14 protein-coding genes are annotated in these 22,502 nt (G+C 39.1%); 6 read left to right on the forward strand and 8 right to left on the reverse strand.

What is annotated here, in order from left to right; all coding sequences use genetic code 11:
• Positions 1–181: 181 nt before the first annotated feature.
• The gene (locus AN34_RS21635) at positions 182–346 is read right to left on the reverse strand and encodes a hypothetical protein (protein WP_157263287.1); all 165 of its coding nucleotides are present in this window, start codon (positions 344–346) and stop codon (positions 182–184) included.
• 273 nt (positions 347–619) lie between these two features.
• Here AN34_RS21635 and AN34_RS11155 point away from each other — a divergent pair, with 273 nt between their 5' ends.
• On the forward strand, positions 620–1,264 hold the full coding sequence (locus AN34_RS11155) for a hypothetical protein (protein WP_029285363.1): 645 nt from the start codon (positions 620–622) through the stop codon (positions 1,262–1,264).
• Positions 1,265–1,376: 112 nt separating this feature from the next.
• On the opposite strand, the gene AN34_RS21640 is transcribed toward AN34_RS11155, so the two are convergent.
• The 7 genes from AN34_RS21640 to AN34_RS11185 all read right to left on the reverse strand — a co-directional run bounded on the left by AN34_RS21640 (position 1,377) and on the right by AN34_RS11185 (position 8,460).
• Positions 1,377–1,544, reverse strand: coding sequence for a hypothetical protein (locus AN34_RS21640; protein ID WP_157263288.1), 168 nt, complete (start codon positions 1,542–1,544; stop codon positions 1,377–1,379).
• A gap of 187 nt (positions 1,545–1,731) precedes the next feature.
• Positions 1,732–2,187 (reverse strand): hypothetical protein, encoded by a 456-nt coding sequence (locus tag AN34_RS11160; RefSeq protein WP_036677022.1) that lies wholly within the window; start codon positions 2,185–2,187, stop codon positions 1,732–1,734.
• Between the two features lie 125 nt (positions 2,188–2,312).
• On the reverse strand, positions 2,313–2,546 hold the full coding sequence (locus AN34_RS11165; RefSeq protein WP_029285367.1) for a hypothetical protein: 234 nt from the start codon (positions 2,544–2,546) through the stop codon (positions 2,313–2,315).
• 185 nt (positions 2,547–2,731) lie between these two features.
• On the reverse strand, positions 2,732–3,556 hold the full coding sequence (locus AN34_RS11170) for an SDR family oxidoreductase (RefSeq protein ID WP_029285369.1): 825 nt from the start codon (positions 3,554–3,556) through the stop codon (positions 2,732–2,734).
• Between the two features lie 17 nt (positions 3,557–3,573).
• A complete protein-coding gene (locus tag AN34_RS11175; RefSeq protein WP_029285371.1) occupies positions 3,574–5,043 on the reverse strand; it encodes a glycoside hydrolase family 30 beta sandwich domain-containing protein in 1,470 nt (489 codons plus the stop codon).
• A 184-nt stretch (positions 5,044–5,227) separates the two neighbouring features.
• Positions 5,228–7,057, reverse strand: a complete 1,830-nt coding sequence (locus AN34_RS11180; RefSeq protein ID WP_029285373.1) for a glycoside hydrolase family 2 protein — start codon at positions 7,055–7,057, stop codon at positions 5,228–5,230.
• A gap of 173 nt (positions 7,058–7,230) precedes the next feature.
• Positions 7,231–8,460, reverse strand: coding sequence for an MFS transporter (locus AN34_RS11185; protein ID WP_029285375.1), 1,230 nt, complete (start codon positions 8,458–8,460; stop codon positions 7,231–7,233).
• A 171-nt stretch (positions 8,461–8,631) separates the two neighbouring features.
• Between AN34_RS11185 and AN34_RS11190 the strand changes: the two genes are divergently transcribed.
• The 5 genes from AN34_RS11190 to AN34_RS11205 all read left to right on the forward strand — a co-directional run bounded on the left by AN34_RS11190 (position 8,632) and on the right by AN34_RS11205 (position 22,500).
• Entirely contained in the window at positions 8,632–9,075 is a 444-nt protein-coding gene (locus AN34_RS11190) for a MarR family winged helix-turn-helix transcriptional regulator (protein ID WP_029285377.1), read from the forward strand.
• Positions 9,076–9,119: 44 nt separating this feature from the next.
• Positions 9,120–9,950, forward strand: a complete 831-nt coding sequence (locus AN34_RS11195; RefSeq protein WP_029285379.1) for an MBL fold metallo-hydrolase — start codon at positions 9,120–9,122, stop codon at positions 9,948–9,950.
• A gap of 509 nt (positions 9,951–10,459) precedes the next feature.
• A complete protein-coding gene (locus AN34_RS21645; RefSeq protein ID WP_157263289.1) occupies positions 10,460–10,633 on the forward strand; it encodes a hypothetical protein in 174 nt (57 codons plus the stop codon).
• Positions 10,634–11,214: 581 nt separating this feature from the next.
• Positions 11,215–18,249 carry a type I polyketide synthase gene (locus AN34_RS11200; RefSeq protein WP_029285381.1) on the forward strand — a complete coding sequence of 2,345 codons (7,035 nt, stop codon included), beginning with the start codon at positions 11,215–11,217 and terminating at the stop codon, positions 18,247–18,249.
• A 15-nt stretch (positions 18,250–18,264) separates the two neighbouring features.
• Entirely contained in the window at positions 18,265–22,500 is a 4,236-nt protein-coding gene (locus AN34_RS11205; RefSeq protein ID WP_029285383.1) for a type I polyketide synthase, read from the forward strand.
• The last annotated feature ends 2 nt before the right edge of the window (positions 22,501–22,502 follow it).

Consider the following 22,502-nt stretch of genomic DNA (forward strand, 5'->3'; position numbering starts at 1 on the left):
TGTAAACAATTCAAATAATTTATTATCCTCATAAATATTCCACTAATTGGTGTTCTAACCAACCACTTTTTAATATTCCCCTTCAAAGTACGTCTGACTCAAACCGGAACTATACTAAAACAAAAAACCGCCTCGAAATTATTCGAAGCGGCTTAATTACCTAACCTATTGTTGCTACACACTATTTTTTAGCAGCAGCTTTTTTGGCTTTTTGGTGGTGTTTCTGTACTTTTTTAACTGTTGTTTTTTCTGTTTTAACTTTAACAGGTTCTTTTGTTTGTGCACTTACTGTATTTACAGAAAAAGTAGCTACTAATGCGATCATTAAAATTTTAATTGCTTTCATGTTGATATTTACTAATGGGTGAATAACCTTGTTTATTGTTTAATAAATTTCTACATATCAAATGAAGGATTCATGAATTTTTACCCGTTTAAATAAAAATTTCAAATCATGTTTTTAGCACCTGGAAAATGAGGCTAAAGAATTGGCTGCTGACATGGTCAAAATTGGGATTAGAGCGTTTATTTAAAAACTGGATATGTTATGTTGAATGGTGCTATTTTGTTTTTCCATTGCTTTTAAATAGTTTTAGCCATAAAATCAACCTTTAAGAGCATGTTTGAAATTGAAGAAACGGGTGGTGCATACATTGGATCAGGCCAGGCTACCTGGCCGTTTGCTAAATTGTTGGTTAATAAAAATGAATTGCGGTTAAATGCATCCATTCTAGGTAATTTATATTTCAGACCATCTGATATTATTTCTATCGAACTATTTTCAGCAGTATTCAGATCAGGTATTAAAATTAATCATCGGGTTAACGGCTATAGTGAAAAGGTTGTTTTTTTAACTTCCGGAAGTCGCGATCTGATTAAACGAATAACAGATACCGGATTTCTAAATAACAACAGTGTCCTACCGGCAGCAGTTGAAGCGGAGATCGCAAAATATCAATCAATCGGAAGCTTTCCTTTGAAATGGTCAGCGGTGATTGTTTTTGTGGTTATCTGGAATTTTTTATTGCTGGGAGATCTATTAGGTTTTTTTGGGAATAACGATAATCATACAGTTATGAGCCTTGGTGGACAGCTGGCACCGGCATTTGCCTTTTTATTTGCACTCGCCATAATAATATCCGCCCCCTTTAGTCGCCTGGTATTAAAAAAAGGACATAAAGCAAAGGATATTAAATCATTTTTGTTTTTTTTAATGGCAATAACCGGATTTATTTTTATAATGGTTTCGCTTATTTCTCACTGATTAAGAGAAATGCCTTTAGTCTTCTCTATTTTCATTTGACTCCTAAGTATAAACAATAAATCCATCCCGAAATTCGGAATGGATTTATAACCTCAATCATTTTGTGTGGCGACTACATTTTTGCAGCAGCAGCTTTTTTGGCTTTGTGGTGGTGTTTTTGTACTTTTTTAACTGTTGTTTTTTCTGTTTTAACTTTAACAGGTTCTTTTGTTTGTGCACTTACTGCGTTTACAGAAAAAGTAGCTACTAATGCGATCATTAAAATTTTAATTGCTTTCATGTTGATATTTATTAATGGGTGAATAACCTCGTTTATTGTTTAATAAATTTCTAAATATCAAATGAAGAATTGATGAACTTATCTACCTTCTTAAAATTTAAATTTCCCTTGATTTTTTTCATTGTAAAAACACAGGCATATCGCACTAAGGTTTGAGACAGATCATTCTGAACCTTATCTCGCTTCTTTAATCTATCGGAATCAACTGATTGAATTTAGCCACTGTAGCTACAGGTGCATCTGCCGGATACGTGGTATAGTTAATCGTCAGTACCTGCTGATCAATGGAAAACTTTCCTTTATCAAATAAAACATAATTTACCGGGGAATTACTAATGATTTTACCAGTAGAAGATTTCTCCAGATTGCTGCTCGTATTAACGATCAGTTGATCTCCGGAAATGGTATATTTTCCAATCACTTCTGTACTCCAGTATTGATTACCCTGATCTCTGATTTGCATCGAAAAGTTTCCACCCACTCCAAAAAGCAATCTTCTGCTATATGCCTTTTGTGGAACTTCTTCCCATGAGCCTGTTAATGCGTCTTTTGGTCTGGCGGGTGTTTTGTCCTTTTTGCAGGAAATCATGACCAAAGAAAGTAACATCAGCAATCCGCTGATCGATAGTAATTTATTCTTCATATCTTTTTAGTGGTTTTGCATGATAAACGGATAGCACACCAAAAACGCTACAAAGAATACCCTATCATTCCCTATCATACTGCTATGAAAAAGGCAGGTATAGATCTTGAAATATCTCTTAAAGATTAAGCATCTTCACCGTTCCAAACATCATCATCTGCATGTTTGATTTCATCATGACTGGAAGTTATAGATTTAAATTCTTCATGATGATAATTGCGTTCCGGGTTTTCTGGTAGAAAATCGTCATGACTTGAAGCTGTTTTTCTTAAGTGTTCGGGTTTTTTAACCTCTGATAAATCATCATGAATAACTGATGGTGTCAAAATCTTTTTTTCGGGATGCTGGTTATTTTCCATAATGATTTAGAGGCAAATTTCAGGCCACAGACAAAGATGGGTTTAAAATATGGCCAATCGGCTAAAAACCGTAATTAATGTGATTCATCTAAAATCACCTTAACCTTATCGAATAAATCAAATAGCCGTTAAAAACAAAAGAGGCTAAAACGGCCTCTTTTGTTTATTAGATCATATTTTAAAAACTATACTCCAGAGAAGGCACAGAAGCCACCATCAACAGTAATATTTTCACCATTTACAAATTTGGAAGCATCACTCAATAGATAAACCAAAGCACCGATTAACTCTTCCGGAGCACCGAAACGCTTGAATGGAGTTTTCGAAATAATGGCATTACCCCTGGCTGTTAATGAGCCATCCTCATTGGTAAGTAAAGCCCGGTTTTGGTTGGTAATGAAAAATCCCGGAACAATACCATTGATCCTGATTTTATCCTGATAGCGGTTTGCTAGTTCTACGGACATCCACTTGGTATAACTGTCTACAGCCGATTTGGCCATCGAATAACCCAATACACGGGTAATGGCCTGAGTGGCGGAAACCGATGAAATATTCACAATGCTGCCGCCATTCTTTGCAATCTCCTGACCAAAGATTTGAGTTGGAATAATGGTTCCAAACAAATTTAAATCGAAAACCTGTTTTAGTGCAGAAATATTCAAGTCGAATATATCGCTCCCTGGTTGGATTACTGCTTCAGCCACATTACCTCCAGCTGCATTAACCAAGGCATCTATTTTGCCAAAGGTTTCTATAATACGGGTTTTAGCTGCTACCAATGCTTGCTCATCCAGCACATCGGCAATGATGTAAATGGCCTTGCCTCCAGCGTCGGTTACTTCCTGAGCACGGAGTTTGGCCACTTCTTCATTTCTGCCTATTACCACAAGGGTTGCTTCTGCAGCATTCAGCCCCTGAAGAAATGCTTCTCCCAATACACCTGTCGCGCCTGTTACCACGACAACTTTATCTTTTAAAGAGAACAGATTTTCGATTTTTTTGATCATAGTTTAAGTTTATTTGGTTATTCTACCACTAAAGTAGTAATCGAATGTGGAAGACTGGTTGTATTTGCAGCCTGCCCTTTAATCCACAAACTGTATTTTAATTTTTCATCAGATTGGTTCATCACCACCACCACTAATTTACCATCGGTGTTTAAGAAAGCCGTAGTTTGCAACAAATCTCTGCTGCATGCAGCGCCTACCCTTTTAGCACCTGGACGGATGAATTTAGAGAAATGGCCCATATAATAATAGGCATTGGTATAAATGAGTTTATCTTTTTTAGTATCTGCATGAACAGGCGCAAAACAGAAATTACCTACATGGTTCGGACCACCTTTTTCATCTAAAAGAATGTTCCAATCGGTCCAGGCTGCTGTTCCGGCATTAAAGTCATTGATCATGGAATAACCATAACGCTCGCCTAAAGTCCAGTCATCCAGTTTATTTACATCATATTTTTCTTTACATCCCTCTGTAAAAATCAGTGCCTTATCTGGATAGGCTTCATGTGTTTGGCGCAAATTACCAAATTGCATTCCGCTACCCGTCCAGGTTTCATACCAGTGGAAACCGATACCCCAAACGTATTTAGCGGCATCTTTATCATTTAAAATGGTACTGGCCCTTTGGAAGATCTGATCACGATTATGATCCCAGGCAATTAACTTTTTAGATGCTAAACCTGATTTTTGTAAAGTTGGGCCTAAGAAATTCTTAATAAAATCGCGTTCTTCTTCAGCAGTGTACACGCATGATTCCCAGATTTGCTTGGCCATTGGTTCGTTCTGAACAGATAAGCCCCAAACCGGAATGCCCGTTGCTTCATATGTTTTGATGAATTTTACGTAATGGTTTGCCCAGCTTTGGCGAAATTCAGGCAGCAGATGTCCGCCTTTAATTAAGCTGTTGTTATCTTTCATCCATGCTGGTGGCGACCATGGGCTTACAAATAAGGTTAGTTTACCACCGGCAGCGGCAGTTGCTTGTTTAATTAATGGAATTTTAAACTGCTCATCATGTGCTACATTAAAGGTTTTTAAATCTTTATCGTTATCCTGAACATAACCATAACTACCGCTTGAAAAATCGCAACTGGCGATATTGGTACGGGCTAATGTGTATCCAATCCCTTTATCTTTACTGTAATATGCTTCCAGTAATTCCTGCTGATTTTTCTTTGACAGCTTAGCAAATGTTTCAGCAGATGCATCCGTTAGTGCGCCACCAATCCCCACCATGGTTTGATATTTTATGGTAGGGTCTACAAAAATACACGGCTCTGTTTCAAATGGTTGTTTATTTTCTACAAAGTTTAAAGTTTCTGTTTTGCTGATCCGATACTCCGATTTTTCAGCCGTGGTATAAACGGTTACTTTTTTATTTCCTAAGGTATAATTCTGGACAGGTACAGGCAATGCTTTCTTTTTCTGCGCCGAGGTGCTGAAAGCTGTTGCCAAAATGAGTAAGATGCTTAAATGTTGCTTCATTATTATTATTTATTTATGTTTAAAACCCTGTTCAGGGTTAGCTGGATAAGGTGTCGAATCTCTGAATAAATCCATTGATTAAACCCATACCAGGGTCATTCTTTCGTCTTTTTATGATTCACTAAACCTATGGTTAATCCGCTATAAGCAATATTAACCATCAATTTTATTGATCTATCATGACTTATTTATACTTGGTTTCCATTTGATTATAAAAATCTTTCACCACAAAAAATGCTTTCTTTTTCTTTCCGGTTTCACTGATTAAGCCTTTACGGTTCCAGAAATTCTGGTAAACCGGGTGTTGTCTTCTTGGCGATCTGAAATCAGCTAAGATCCATGGGGTTACACCACGTAAGGCACTGATTTTGCTCAGCATATTAAACTGATTTTTATAAAGTGCTTCCTGGTATTCTTCGCTCCAACGGGTATTTTCATCGGCATGAAAACCACCCAGGGCATCACCTCCAAATTCACTGATCACCACTGGTTTTTTATATTTAATATCAAAAGTATATTTAGCCAGCTCTGCCGGAGCGCCGCCCCAATACCATCCAGCGTATTCATTAAAACTCACTAGATCGATTACCTCACCCAATGGATCGTTTAAGACCATGGTGTTGCCTTCACGGTGAACTTCTAGCGCTGCAGCTATCAAGCGGGAATCATCAAGCGTACGTGCGGTTTCAGCCAGGTTGGTCATAAAACTCAAACGGGCATCACTTAAAGGGGTTTCGTTTCCAATCGACCAGATGATTACACTGGCCCGGTTCTTATCACGAACAATTAAATCTGTTAATTGCTGTTTGGCATTGGCATAGGTAGAAGGATTGGTCCAGCTAATGGTCCAGTATACAGGTACTTCAGCCCAAACCATCAATCCCATTTCATCAGCTAAGCGAACCATTTCTTCGTTATGCGGATAATGAGCCAGGCGAACATAATTGCAGTTCAGATCTTTTGCCCATTGCAACATCATCCTCATATCACCTTCTGAACGGAGGCGACCCGCCAAAAGTGGATTTTCATCATGAATGGAGATTCCCCTTAAGAAAGTATTTTTGCCATTTAAAAGAATGCTATCGCCTTTTACCTGAATGGTTCTTAATCCAATTTTATCATTAATATCTTCTTTATCACTTTTAATATTTACACCATACAATTTCGGGTTCTCTGGCGACCAAAGCGATAAATTATTCCAGGTAAATTCGTCCTTAATTTTTCCCTCAGAGTCCGTTTTATATTTCTTTTCGAGCTTTAATTCAGGGATAGACAATGTGATGTCCTGCCCGGCTGTCGCATCTGCCAACTTTACTGTAAAACTAAGCAGGTTATTATTTCCTTTAACGAGTTGAAGTTTATAATCGCTAATAAAATGATCTGGAAACTCAGCAAGAAAAACGTCACGGGTAATGCCACCATAATTCCACCAATCGGTATTCACAGTAGGAATTTCATCTGGCTTGCGGGTATTATCAACCTTTAAAATGAGTGTATTCTCACCAGGTTTTAAACCGCTTGTTACATCAAACTGAAATGGTGTAAAACCACCTTTATGTACACCCAGCTTTTTACCGTTCAAATAAACATTCGCTTCATAGTTCACTGCACCAAAGTAAACGTAGTACTTTTTGCCTTTTTCTGGCTTAACATCAAACTTTTTACGCAGCCATACATTTCCTTCATAAAGTGATAACTGCGCTGATTGGGAATTCCAATCGCCAGGAACATTCATTTGGGGCGAAAGATCAAAATTATATTCAATTAGTTCGGTTTTATCTTTTTGTACCCGATCATCATAATACCCGCCTGTTCCACTTTTAGATTGATCGAAAGGCTCATGGCGATAATCATAATACCCGTTTTCATAAGGATCAACGATATAATTCCATTTCCCATTTAAGCTAAGAATTTTTCTGGCCTGGATATTTTGAATTGCGGTAACCTGTGCATTACCAATAGAAATGATAAATGAAAAGCAAATGACGAACAGAATATATCTTGATCTAAGCATAACTGATATTTTTGATAGGTTTTAATTAACAGTTTCAAAACTAATAAATAATTCTGGAGAACTTAAAACATGTCAGTTATGTTGCTAAATCTATCTTTAAGCCAACATGGATATTAATAGGTTAGCTTAACCAAACAGCACAGATAAAATCGAAATGATGGCCGGAATTCCGGTTAGCCGAAAAAAGACAGCTTATTCTGCAACTGATTGCGGTGTTTTTCATGATAAAGAAAAGCGCCAACAATGAGCAATCCCGCTACCCCTTCAAAAGCCACTATCACCTGCGTACCAAATTGGTGAGCAAGGTAACCCATTAACAAACTGCCAACGGGCAATACGCCCTGGTAGGCCATGATGTAATAACTCAACGTTCGGCCCCTCATCAAATCATCAGCATGGGTTTGAAGATAAGTGTTAATGGATGATGTTTGCGCCATTAAGCCTAGTGCAGCTAAACCAGTACAAACAAGTGCCAATATTAGTGTTGGTGCAACGGCTAAAGCAATTACTGCAACGGCGAGCAGTCCGCCAGATACAATGACAATCTTCTGTAAATTTTGCCCGGCTTTCCGGGTAGCCATATAAATTGCGCCAAAGAAGGCACCAAAACCTGCAGCGCTTTCAAACCACCCGAAGGTTGTGGCATCTCCATTAAAGATATCTTTTGCAAAAACAGGAAGCAACGTTGTAAAAGGGATCACCAGCAAACTAGAGGCGGCCATCATTAAAATCATGGAAGATAAATCAGGTGAAGTTTTGAGATACTCGTAACCCTTTTTTAAATCGATCCATATGTTTTCTTTAGACTTAACGTGTGCAGTTAATTTTAACTTCATCATCGCTAAACAAGCAATTACCGCTATAAAACTGACAAAGTTGAGGAGGAAACAGATGTCTTCTCCCAATGTACTTAATATTACGCCAGCCAGCGCCGGACCAATTAAACGGGCTGCATTGAACATTGAAGAGTTCAGCGCAATGGCATTCGGTAAATCTTCTTTGTCTTCGATCAGGTTAACCATTAAAGATTGACGTGCAGTTACATCAAAGGCATTTACCAATCCCTGCACCAAAGATAAAGCAGCAATCCAAAACATATCATAAACCTTAAACCAGATCATTACAGCAAGTGCGCCGGCTTGCAGCATTAAGATGATCTGGGTAATGACCAAAATCTTATACTTATTGTGCCTGTCAACAAAGCTTCCTGCATAGGGCGCTAAAATTAATGATGGAATTAAACTTAGAAAAGTAATTAGCCCCAATAAGAAGGCCGAACCTGTAAGGCGATAAACTAACCAGCTAATAGCCACTCTTTGCATCCAGGTGCCAATAAGTGATATGGCTTGTCCTGTAAAAAATAGTCTGTAATTATAATGCCTTAATGAACGAAAAATACTCATAATTAAAATAGTAAAGTAACTTTACAAAAGTATAAAATTATATTAAAACAGTAAAGCTACTTTATCATTATTTTTATCATATTATGATCATAATTTTAATGAGTGTCCATACAAACAACTTTTATACCTAATAAAATTACATTATCTTTGTCAAGTTAATTTACAAGATGCATGTCAAAACAAACACAGGAAATTGCTGCAAAGCTGAGAAGTACGGTTACCCGCCTTACCCGGCAATTGAGAAAACAGAACGTAAGTTCTGAGTTTAGTAATGCAGAATTATTAACCATGTCTTTATTGGAACAGCATGGCAAATTATTATCTACAGAACTTGCCGAAATGGAGCGGGTTTCAAAGCAAGCCATTTCACAAATTATCAATCGCCTGTTTGATGCGCATTGTGTAGAAAGATTTCCAAGTGATGATGATAAACGTAAAACATATATTGGCTTAACAAAACTTGGCGAAAAGCACATCATTGCCAGTCGGAAAATAAAGGAAGAATGGCTGGTTAAAACGATGGAGAAAATATTTTCAGAGGAAGAAATTAACCTCATTCAAGCTTTTCTTCCACTATTAACCAGGTTGGTAGAATACAATGGCACAAGAGTATAGTTTTACTTTCCCGTTATGTTAATTAGCCTTAACTTGCGAATCTAATGGCATTATACTTTACATCCATAAATTCAGGCAGCAACGGCAATTGTTACTATGTTGGCAACGAAGACGAAGCTATTCTGGTTGATGTGGGCCTGACTTGTAAAGAGGTGGAGAAGAGAATGTTGCGACTGAACCTTTCCCTTGAAAAAGTAAAGGCTGTTTTTATTTCTCATGAGCATAGCGACCATATTAAAGGCCTGGCTGTGTTTGCCAAAAAATATAAAATCCCGGTTTATATTAGTGCAGCAACACTCAAAAGTAGTAAGTTAGCACTTGATGAGCACAAAACCTTCGGATTAAGCCATATCCAGAACATTCAAATCGGGAAACTGCAAATTACAGCTTTCTCTAAATTCCATGATGCCGCTGATCCTTATTCTTTCACTGTAGAATGTAACGGGGTTCGGGTAGGTGTTTTCACAGATATAGGCTCGGTATGTGATCGATTAGTGAGTCAGTTTAAACGCTGCCACGCCGCATTTTTAGAATCCAATTATTGTGCGAATATGCTGGCTAATGGACAATACCCCTATTTTTTAAAAAGGAGGATTACCAGTGGCCGTGGACACTTAAGTAATGCACAAGCCTTGGATTTATTTTTAAATCACCGACCTGATTACATGTCACATCTTTTGCTGAGTCACTTATCCAAAGACAACAACGATCCATTCCTAGTTGAGCAAATGTTTAATGATGTTGCCGGAAATACCATGATAAAAGTGGCTTCGAGAGATTGCGAAACTGAAGTTTATTACGTATCAGATCAAAATTTTAAATCATATCATTTCGACCCCAGCTTATACCAACCGGAGCAATTAAATTTATTTTAAATCGCTCCCTCCTCTTATCTTTAAGAACGCTATTACTTAGCCTTAAAACCTGTTGTTCAGAATCTTGTACGGGCATTCTTCTGTATACTCCACCGGATAAGGGTTTGTAAGTGATATGCCCAGAATAAACTGGAAGGTTCTTCGTGGTTACCTCATCGCTGGATAGACGATATCGGCCAGTTATCGTTTAGCTCTACAGGCAGAATTAAGTGATGTACAAGATAAGTGTGACGAGATGGTGGGGTAAAAGTGGGGTAAAGGTGGAATGAAGGTGGGGTAAAGAAATCAATTTTTTGAAAATTTGCCCGTCAGCGATTTAACACTACTCTAAATATAAGGAGAATAATTAAATTACTTTTCTATAACCTGAGCATTTAATTAATGATATGCATTAGAATACTATTAAACAGGTTATCGCTATTAGTTAGCCCCTATCCGCCTATCGGCACCTTTCCCCTGAAAGGGAAAGGGCGAAAAAATGTCGCAGACCAGTTTTCTAAAATCAATTAATGATCAAATTCAGGTTATTACTTTCAGTCTCAATTCATTTTGTTCAGGCAACACTCGCTGTAGAATTTACTCCAGATACTAATCTTGCTAAAAGATTTATTGATCATCCTCTTCCCTCCTCTGGTTTTGGCCTTTTAAACGTTTGCGAAAACGTTAAGAATAAAAAGAAATAAATGATAAGTGTATTTTATACAATATGTCTCGAATAAAACAAATTTAAGTATACATAATATAATAATTAATAATACATGTGAAACGAAATGAAAATATTATTATAAAATAATAATCATACAAAATAGATTGCTTTTTATATTCAAATTAAGAAGCTTATCACAAAACCCAACTATTACTTAAAATTAGATCGATGCGATTAAATGTGCTCAAAAACATTAAATTAATACGTTTTTAACACTTTTATAATCAAAAAATAACAGAAGTCGTCAATATTTTTCGTTTTTTCAAATTATGTTTGTATAATAATTTATATTAAATAGTATTAAAAAGTTTGTATTATGTATTTTTATATTTAATTTTATATCACTACTTATAACTATATTAATTTTATGCATTCCATATTTTAGCGCAAAAAATTCAATTTTTGATTTATACATTAGACTTATTAATAATACACACAAATAGTATCGAAAAATTGCTGCCAAATGGCATCATCATAAATTAATAATCAACCTTTTATTACTTAGGTATCTGGAAAAAAGTCAGGGCTTAAGATGATAAGACTAAATGATCTCCAACCATGAACAAACACCTTCTTATTGGGGTAACTCCCTTCGAAATCCCGGATGCCAGGCTAGTATCCAGTTTAGCAAAAACCTCTTGTTTTCCTGTTCTCAGCTTTGGGCACAATAAAGCTATGGCTGAGCAGGCCTTAAAAAGTTTGAAAGAACAATCCGTTATGGATTATGGCATTTGCTATAATACGGATGAGTGGCAGGATATGGAGTTGCCAGCTCAGGTAAGTTTGATTATTGCACCCTTTGGCTTTGAGTTTAAAAAGCAGCCTCAGGCCAAAGTCATCTATCAGATTTTTGATCTTGAATCTGCCCGGAAAGCCAAGGTTGCTGGTGCATATGGCATCATCATTAAAGGAAACGAAGGTGCAGGAAAAGTGGCTGCTGAATCATCATTTGTCCTCTTTCAGCGGGTAATTAAAGAAGCTTTAGACCTTCCAATCTGGGTTCAGGGTGGCATTGGCCTTCATACGGCAGCATCATTAATTGCTCAAGGTGCAACAGGTGTAATTTTAGATAGTCAGCTGACGCTCTTTGCAGAATGTGCTGCTCCGGCAGAATTAAAGTCTGTTTGTGGTAAACTCAGTGGCACAGAAACTAAAATCATTGATCAGCATAGGGTATTGGTACGTCCTAATTCTCCGGCACTGTCTGAAGATGATCAAAACTATTCAAAACTTAAAACCTATTTTGGTGGCTATGATCTTAATACGAATTACCTGCCAATGGGCCAGGACATTAGTATATCAATAGATCTGTTTGAAAAATATAAGAAGTTAGATAAACTTATATTTGGTTTGAAAGCTTCCATTTTCGGACACTTAAAACAAGCAAAATCTTTAAATACCATCAGTGCAAATAATGCATTGGCTGAAGATTTAAATATCAAATATCCCATTGCGCAAGGCCCTATGACACGGGTAAGTGATGTACCACTTTTTGCCGATGCCGTTTCGGCAGCCGGGGCGTTATCATTTGTGGCGTTATCCCTTTTAAAAGGTAATGCAGCAAAAAACCTCATCGATCAAACCAAAGCATTGGCTGGTACAAAAACCTGGGGCGTGGGTATACTTGGTTTTGCTCCTCAAGAGCTTCGCGATGAACAACAGGAATATATTTTAGCTGCAAAGCCACCTGTATTATTGATTGCTGGGGGAAGACCTTCACAAGCTAAACCCTTTGAAAAGGCTGGCATTAAAACGTTTTTACACGTACCATCTGCTGCCTTACTGGACATGTATCTGAAAGAAGGTGCGAAAAGGTTTGTATTTGAAGGCCGTGAATGTGGTGGCCATGTTGGGCCTTTATCCAGCATGGTTTTGTGGGAAAAACAGATAGAACGCCTTTTAAAAGTAGACAAACCTGAAGAGATCAGTATCTTCTTTGCCGGTGGTATTCACGATGCTTTTTCAGCGGCTTTTATTTCTATAATGGCTGCCCCCCTCGCCGCAAAAGGAATGAAAATTGGCGTGCTGATGGGTACGGCTTATTTATATACAAAAGAAGCGGTGAGCACGGGTGCTATTCTGAATAAGTTTCAACAGGAAGCCATGCAGGCGCAAGAAACAATATTACTGGAAACAGCTCCTGGTCATGAAACCAGGTGTTTAAATTCTTCTTTTGCCAGCCATTTTAATCAGGAGAAATCCAAATTGCAGGCACAGGGTATCGACAAAAAACTAATCTGGGAAAAATTAGAAAGTCTGAATGTGGGCAGATTGAGAATTGCCGCGAAAGGAATTGAAAGACAGGGTGATCAGCTGGTTGAAATTAACGAAAAAGAGCAGACTGAACTGGGTATGTATATGATTGGCCAGATTGCGCCTATGCACCAGGAAGTTGTTTCTTTGGTGGATTTGCATGAGGCTGTGGCGACCGGAAATTATGAATATATTGATCAGGCCATCTTATCTGCGCCACCAAAAAGTGAGGCAAAATCTTTAGATGTAGCCATTGTGGGCATGGCCTGTATTTTTCCGGGTGCTAAAAATCTGGATGAATACTGGAGAAATATTATCCTTGGAAAAGATTCTGTAACTGAAGTACCAGATGAAAGATGGAATAAAGCGGTTTATTATGATCCGGAATCTACTGCTGGCGACATGTCGCACTCTAAATGGGGTGGCTTCATTCCAAGAATAGACTTTGATCCGCTTGAATTTGGTATTCCACCACAATCTCTTGCTGCTATTGAGCCTACCCAACTCCTCACTTTGATGGTAGCTAAACAGGCCATGCAACATGCTGGTTACGGTGATGAAGGTGTTGATAAAGAAAACGTATCCGTGATTATTGGTGCTGAAGGCGGAAATGATTTGGCCAATAGTTATAGTTTCAGGTGTTTTTATAAACAGGTATTTGGTGAAATGCCAGCGGAAGTTGATGCTGCATTGCCTAAGATGACTGAAGATTCTTTTCCAGGGATTCTGGCTAATGTAATATCTGGCAGAATCACCAACAGATTGAATTTAGGCGGCCGGAATTTCACGGTTGACGCTGCTTGTGCATCTTCTCTTGCGGCCATTGACCTGGCCTGCCAGGAACTTTTCCTCGAAAAATCTGATATGGTATTGGCTGGCGGTGCCGATCTTCATAATGGCATTAACGATTACCTGATGTTCTCCAGCACACATGCCCTATCCAAAAAAGGTAGGTGTGCAACCTTTGATGCAGAAGCAGATGGAATAGCGCTGGGCGAAGGAATTGCGATGGTGGTTTTGAAAAGACACGAAGATGCCTTAAGAGATGGCGATACGATTTATTCAGTGATTAAAGGCGTGGGTGGATCCAGCGATGGAAAAAGCCTTGGCTTAACTGCCCCTCGTAAAAACGGACAAATCAATGCTTTAGAAAGGGCTTACAGTCAGGCGGGCATCATGCCATCCAGCATAGGCTTAATTGAGGCGCATGGAACAGGTACCGTTGTGGGCGACAAAACAGAAATCAGCGCTTTAACAGATATGCTGAATGAAACCGGCGCAACTGTCGGACAAACTTACCTAGGGTCAGTTAAAACGCAGATCGGACATACGAAATGTGCTGCTGGTATTGCGGGTTTAATTAAGGCTTCGCTTGCCGTTTACCACGGAATTAAACCCCCAACGATTAATTTAAAAACGCCAAACAGTTTTTATAACGCCAAAACAAGTCCTTTTGCCTTCCATACTGAGGCTGGTTTGTGGATGGAAGAAAAACGTTATGCTGGCGTGAGTGCCTTCGGTTTTGGTGGAACGAATTTTCATGCTGTGCTAGAAAGCGATAAAAATATTGAGAACCAGTATCCAGTTCTTAAATCATGGCCATCAGAATTGTTTGTGTTTAGAGGCGATACCTATGAGGAAGCTAAAATAACACTCACTGATGTTAAAAATCTTTTGGAAGTTAATGGTCAGATTGCACTGAAGGATATTGCCTTCAGTTTGGCTACAGGTACACAAAAGCCAATACAGATGAGTATTGTAGCCAACAATGCTGAAGATTTAGTCATGAAAATTGACTTGGTTTTATCAGGCATTCAAAGTAAAGACACTTATAAAACCAATGTAAAAGAAGGTAAGGTGGCATTTCTTTTTCCTGGCCAGGGCAGCCAACGGATTAACATGGCAAGAGATCTTTTTGTGGTTTTTCCAGAGATGAGAAAATTATTAAAAGACTATCCGGCTTATGAAAAGATACTTTTCCCACATGCGGTATTTAATGCAGAATCGGCTACACTACAAAAAGAAAGCATTAAAGATACGCGGATGGCGCAGCCATTGCTGGGCATAGTCGATCTGGCTATTGCAAAATTGCTTCAATCTCTAGGTATTCAGCCAGATATGGTTGCAGGCCATAGCTATGGTGAATTACCAGCACTTTGTTTCGCAGGTGCTTTTGAAGATGATCAACTGGTTAAATTGAGCGCTAAAAGGGCACAATCAATTTTAGATGCCGTTACAGATGGAGATCCTGGAAGTATGCTGGCCGTTAGCGCAAAACGTGAAGACTTGAGTGATTTATTATCAGGTATAGACAACGTATATCCGGTTAACTTCAATGCACCAACACAGTGTGTTATAGCAGGTTCTACAACAGGCATTCAAAATTTAGCCGCTAAATTGAAAGAAGCAAAAGTTTCTTTCCGACAGTTGGAAGTGGCTTGTGCTTTTCACAGTCCAATCGTAGCCAGGTCTAAAGACCTTTACCAAGAGGTATTGTCAAAAGTTCCATTCCAGAATATAGAAATTCCAGTCTGGTCAAATACAACTGCAAAAGCATATCCTACAACTGCTTCAGCGATTAAGGAGCGTTTAACAGAACATTTGGTTCAGCCTGTACTTTTTGCTGATCAGCTGAATAACATGTACGATGCTGGCGCAAGAATTTTCATCGAAGTGGGTCCCGGCAAAGTATTAAGCGGGCTGACTAAATCTTGTATTGGCAAGGATGAAACTATTTTTCATACCGAAGATCAGGGCCAAAACAAATTGAGTAACCTTCTTGGAACTTTAGCCAGCTACATTTCAACCGGAAGAAACATCAATCTTGAAAAATTATTCGAGGGAAGATCTGCACAGTTTATTCAAATCGACCAGCTAACGCTTTACAAAAAAAGTCCAGCCATTTGGTATGTAAATGGTCAACATGCCATACCATCAACAGGCAAACTTCCAGAAAACGGAGCCGCTCCAATCACCAAACCGATTATCCTTATGAAAGAAACACCAGGTCAGTATAGCAGCCAACAGGTTCAGTCATCTGCAAAAGATATGATGATGCAAGAATACCTGAATAGCATGAAAACGCTTATTCAGGCACAACGAGATGTTATGCTGTCTTTTTTAGGTCAGAATCCATCCGTTCAAACGCCGGCTTATCATCAAGCACCACAAGCTGCTTACCAAACACCGCAACCCATTAAAATTGAAAATCAATTGATCGGGCAGGTAGAAATATCACCAGTGATGGAAGTAAAATCTGCGGTATTGGTACAAAAGGACATTAAACAGGTTTTATTACAAATTGTAAGTGATAAAACGGGATATCCACAAGAAATGTTGGGAATGGAAATGGATCTGGAAGCAGATTTAAGCATCGATTCCATTAAGCGGGTTGAAATTATTGGTGCCTTACGTACTGAATTGGGCGGTTTTTCTGAGCTTAATCTTCCAGAGGATAAAATTATGGAACAACTGGCGGGCTTAAAAAACCTGAACAGTTTAGTGAACTGGATTACAGAAAATACCCAGCAGCAGGCTCCTGAAATTCAGGTGGTGATTTCAACGAAAATCGCAGAGCCACAAAAGTTGTCCATCGATCAGTTAAAATCAGCTATTCTGGATGTTGTGAGTGAAAAAACAGGCTATCCTAAAGAAATGCTGGGAATGGATTTAGACCTGGAAGCGGATTTAAGTATTGATTCTATTAAGCGCATGGAAATTATCGCCTCGCTTAAAGAAAAAGTTGGTTTTGGTTCACAAAATGATCAGACAGATGATTTAATGGAGAAATTAGCCGCCATTAAAACATTAAACAGTCTGGTTAACTGGATTGCAGATATAGAAACTGAAACCACTGAAATCCTGATCGAAGCGAAAAAAATTATTGAAGAGAGTATTGATGACCTCACAGTTAAAGAAAAGCTTTCAAGATTACGTTTTGAGCTTACACCCGCCGCGTTAACCATAACAGAGGCGGCCATTTTAAAAGGGCAAAGGTTTGCCCTCACTAATGATGGCGGCGGACAGGCGCTTAAAATTAAAGCGATGTTGGAAAAACACGGGGCCATTGCTGATATCGTGAATATTGATGATTCACTGGAAAGCTATCAGGGCCTGATTATCCTGAATATGTTCGATGCGCAGAAAAAGGCAAGTATTCTGGATCACTTTTCTACCATCAAAAAACTAAATTTCGATACTGTAAAATGGGTTTATCTGATTGCTGATACAAAAAGATACTTCAATACAGAATCAGACATATCATTTTTAAGAAATTACCAAGGCTATTCGGGCTTCTTTAAAAGCCTGGATCGCGAATACGAGCACACCAAATGCCGTTTTATCAGCCTGGAAACTAAAATGTCGGCAGATGAAATTGCCAATGTTACCTTAAATGAAATTTTAAATCCGGATAAACCATCTGAAGTGATTTATAATGATCATAAAAGACACATCATGGAACTTGTACCTACACAACTGAGTATGGAAACTGATGAGGCTCATATTCAATTGGATAAGGACGCCGTAGTGATGGTTTTAGGTGGTGCACAAGGCATTACAGCAGAGCTGATGATTCATTTCGCAAAAGATTATCCATGCCATTACATTTTGGTTGGAAGGTCTGCTAATCCGCAGTTAACCCTTCAGGAAGCGACTGCAAAATTAGAAACGAAAGATGAAATCAGAAACTATATTATTCAACAGGCACAGTTATCTAAACCTGCAGAAATTGAAAAGGAAACCAACCGGATTTATAAAAACAATCAGATTCTCCGTTGCATTTCTACACTTGAAGAAGGTGGCTCAACCGTGGTTTATGAATCGTTGGATCTTCGGGATGAAGATGGCCTGAACAGATTAATCAAAAAAGTGTACCAAGAATATGGAAGAATTGATGGTGTAGTACATGGAGCAGGTTTACTCGAAGATAAATTGTTCAGCAGTAAAACTTCGGAATCTTTTGGAAGGGTTTTCGATACTAAGGTAACACCGCTTCGGGTACTCGCCGAGCAACTAAGACCAGAAACCCAGTTTGTTATTCTTTTCTCCAGCATTGCATCTGTTTATGGAAACCGCGGACAAACGGATTATGCGGCTGCAAACAGCGTAATGGATAAATATGCCTGGGCTTTAAAACAAAAAATTAAGGGAAAGGTAATGGCCATTAACTGGGGTCCATGGAAAGGTGCCGGAATGGTTTCTCCGACACTGGAAAAAGAATACCAACGCCGTGGCATTGCCATGATTCCCTTACAGGATGGCATGGAAACTTTCTTAAACGAACTGAAATATGGCAAAGAGAGTCAGGTCTTAATTATGGCTGGCAACACCTGGACTTAAATTTAACGCACAACCATGATGAAAAAAAGCGATGTGGCCATTATTGGAATGTCTTGTACGTTTCCTGGAGCTAAGAACGTGCAAAAGTTTTGGGAAAACATCCTGAATGGCATTGATTCGACTCAAACCGTTCCTGCCGATCGCATTGATCCGGTACATTTTGATCAATCGGCGAGTGGCGTAGATCGTTTTTACTGCAACAAAGGCGGTTTTATTCCTGAATATAACTTCGATCCTCAACGCTTTGGGATTTTACCCTTAGCCGTTGAAGGTACAGAACCAGATCATTTAATTACGCTTGACCTGGTGCATACCGCAATGGAAGATGCTGGTATTTTCGAAAAAAAATATAGCCTGGATAAAACCGGAATCATCATAGGCAAAGGCAATTACACGGGCCCGGGAGCAACCAGAGCCATTGAAATTGTAAGAACAGGCGAACAGATTTCGAGTGTACTCAAAGATCTTCTTCCACATTTATCAGATGCAGACCTTGAAAAAGTAAAGCATGAATTTCAGCTTAAAAAGGGACGTTTTAGTGCAGATACTGCTATGGGATTAATCCCTAACCTGGTGGCCTCATTGGTGGCCAACCGTTTTAATTTAGGTGGCCTGGCTTTTACACTGGATGCAGCTTGTGCCAGCTCACTTTTAGCTGTTGACCATGCTGTACAGGAACTGAACAGCGGGCGTTGTAAAATGGTGATTGCGGGTGGTGTTCACTTGGGGCAGAATGCTGCTTTTTGGAGTATCTTTTCACAATTGGGTGCTTTATCCAAACAGGAAAAAATTAAGCCTTTTGATCAGCATGCCGATGGGTTGATTATTGGTGAAGGCTGCGGCTTTGTGGTGCTTAAGAAACTAGATGATGCCCTTCAGGATCAGGATAAAATCTATGCTGTAATTAAAGGAATTGGCGTAAGTAGCGATGGCAGCGGAACAAGTGTGATGAGCCCGTCGGTTAAAGGTCAGCTTAAAGCCGTGGCACAAGCTTGGGAAAATTCAGCACTCGATCCTCAAAACATCGGGTATCTGGAGGCGCACGGAACGGGTACACCACTGGGCGATAAAACGGAAATTGAAACCTTAAAACAGTTTTTTGGTGAAGATGAAGCTTTACCAAAGGCAGGAATAGGTTCGGTAAAATCGAATATTGGCCATGCTATGCCTGCAGCCGGAATAGCAGGGTTAATCAAAACTACTTTAGCTTTATATCATGGCATTATCCCCCCTACTTTGCATTGTGACGAACCGTTGGCTCAACTGAAAGAGACGAGATTCTCTGCTGTTCAAAAAACAATCAACTGGGCTAATTCTGGCCTGCCAAAGCTGGCTGCGGTAAATGCTTTTGGTTTTGGAGGCATTAATGCACATGTGGTTTTAGCAGGTTTTGATCAACCAAAAAAAGATGAAGTGATTGTAATGGCCCGCCAAACGCAACAGGAATTAATTGATGCCCTTGAGGTTGGAGATTATAGTACAGGCGCTGGGAATTTCCGTATTGCCATCTTTAATCCAACAACTGAGAGAATCAATAAAGCGATAAAAATTGTAGCCAAGAATATGCCCTGGAAAAACAAACAGGACATTTGGTACAGCAGTAATCCTTTGCTTGAAAAAGGTGGTAAAATTGCTTTTGTTTTTCCAGGCTTAGATGGTTTATCAGGTGGAGAAGTAGATAGTGTGACCAAATATTTTAGCATCCAAACTGACGAGCAAGAAACGAAAGAAGGACTGCTGAGTGATGCACTTCAAACCTTAAACAAAAGCAGTGTTTTAGACCAGGCGCTAAAAAGTTTAGGCATCAAGTCAGATATGAACGCGGGTCACAGTTTAGGCGAATGGCTTGCGGCGAGATCATCAGAGCTGGCAGAAGAAAGTTCTGTGTTGAATTTACTGAAAGTGCTAACCCCGGAAACATTCGAATTAAAAGATTCACGCTTTATTGCCATAGGTTGTGGCGTAGAAACCCTGGAACCTGTGATCGAAAGCATTCCAGACTTATACATTTCAAATGATAACTGCCCGCAACAGGCTATTCTTTGCGGCAGCAAAAATGCTTTGGAAGAACTGGTTCCTATTTTAAAGGCGAAGCAGATTTTTCACCAGATTTTACCTTTCCAATCTGGGTTTCACTCACCCTTTGTTGCCGATAAATTAGAAGTCATTCTAGCTGGTATGAAAGATATGACCTTCAGAAAAACCACTACCCCATTGTGGTCTGCCACAACTTTGGAAACTTATCCCGAGGGTTTTGATGCCATCAGGCAGTTAAGTGCGGAGCATTTAATTAAACCAGTTCGTTTCCGGGAGCTAACCGAGAAGCTTTATCAGGAGGGCGCAAGAGTATTTATTCAGGTTGGTTCGGGTGGTTTAACAGGTTTTATTGATGATACTTTAAAAGGAAAAGAAATCAGCACCATTAGTGCAAATGTTCCGATCCGGTCGGGGATTACTCAGTTACAGAGAGTGGTAGCTGCCTTGTTTGTTGAAGGAAAAGAAGTTGGATTGGATTTTCTCGGTCAGACAAAATCTAGTCCGGTTAAACAAAATAAAGGGATTAAGCTGGTATTGGGATCACCCATTATCCATCATCTTCAAACTTTAAAAAACCTTGCTGTTCAAAATCAGCCGAAGGCAAAACCTGTATTTGCCGATTCTCTGCATCCTGTTTTAAATGCATTTAATGAAAATGTGTTGGAGATGATCAATATGCAGGAGGAAATGATCGAAAATTTCGGAAAGATCAATTTCGACCCACAAAACAATACTAATTTTCTGCCTCAGCAAGATTTAAAACAGGCACGTAAGCCTTTCACTGAAACGCTTGATGTAAGTTTAGATAATTGCCCGTATCTGATTGATCATTCGCTGCTGCGGCAGCCAAAAGGATGGCCAACAGTAGAAGATATGGATCCTGTAATCCCCATGACGATGATCTTTGAAGTTTTTGCGGAAATTGCCAATGCGCAATCTCCTTCAGAAAAGGTTCAGAAAATCAGGAATATGCGTGTTTTTCAATGGATGAATGTGGTTAAACCTTTCCAGGAAACTGTTATCGGGGAATGGAAAGATGATGAAACCGTTTACCTTAATTTAGAACGCTTTGCCAACGCTGAAGTAAAACTTTCATCATTTTTAAACACAGCACCAGATCGTAATTTTGATATTGGCGAAAAGCTAAATATAGACCGGACAACAGAACAGATTTATGATGCCCATATGTTTCATGGTCCAGCTTACCAGGGCATTAAGAAAATTGTGGCAGTTGGCAAGAACGGAATTACCGGAATTATTGAAGCCGCGGATGGTAAAGGCTCATTATTGGATAACGCCGGACAACTTTTTGGCTTGTGGTTACAACTTACCCTCGAAAAAGATCGCATTGCTTTTCCTGTTAAAATACAAGAAATAGAGTTTTTTGGTGAAATGGCTGAACAAGATGGCACTTTTGAATGCACTTGTGTATTAACCGAGTTGAATGATGAATTTGCTACGGCAGATATCGTGATGAAAAAGGATGGCAAAACCTGGCTTATCATTTCGGGCTGGCAGAACAGGCGCCTGGAAATAGACGAACCGCTTTGGAATGTATCCATGTCGCCACTGCGTAACCGCTTGTCTGAAGAAGTTGCACCAGGGGTTTTCCTTTTTGGAAATGCCTATTCGAGAGTGGTATCATGGGATTTTATCCTTAAAAGATATTTCAACCAGACAGAGAAAAAGCACCATAACAGTCTTTTGCCCAATAAAAGAAAAACATGGATGATTAGCCGGGTAGCTGCAAAGGATGCAGTAAGGAACCTGTTGAACACTCAAAAACAACAGCCTTGCTACCCCATTACCTTCGAAATCTATTCAGATGAGTTTCGTAAACCCTATGTAAAAGGTGGTTTAACTGAAGGAATACAGATTTCAATTGCCCATAAGGGAACTGATGCCGTCGGCATTGCCAGGTTTGATCAGGCTGTTGGAATAGATATTGAAACCATTGAAGAGAGAAGTCCTGCCTTTTTTGACCTGGTTTTTAATGATCACGAGCTCGAACTTTTAGCACAGAAAGAAAAAACCGAATGGGCAACCCGCTTCTGGGTAGCTAAGGAAGCTTATGGTAAATTTTTAGGCAAAGGCTTACAGGGAAACCCCAAGGCTTATACCGTAGAAAAAATTAATGGCGATGAACTCATCATTAATCACATCACTATCAAAACAATCAAACACAAAAACTATATCATCGGATGGACACTATAACG

It is taken from the genome of Pedobacter sp. R20-19 (genome assembly GCF_000708265.2).
Classification (GTDB): domain Bacteria; phylum Bacteroidota; class Bacteroidia; order Sphingobacteriales; family Sphingobacteriaceae; genus Pedobacter.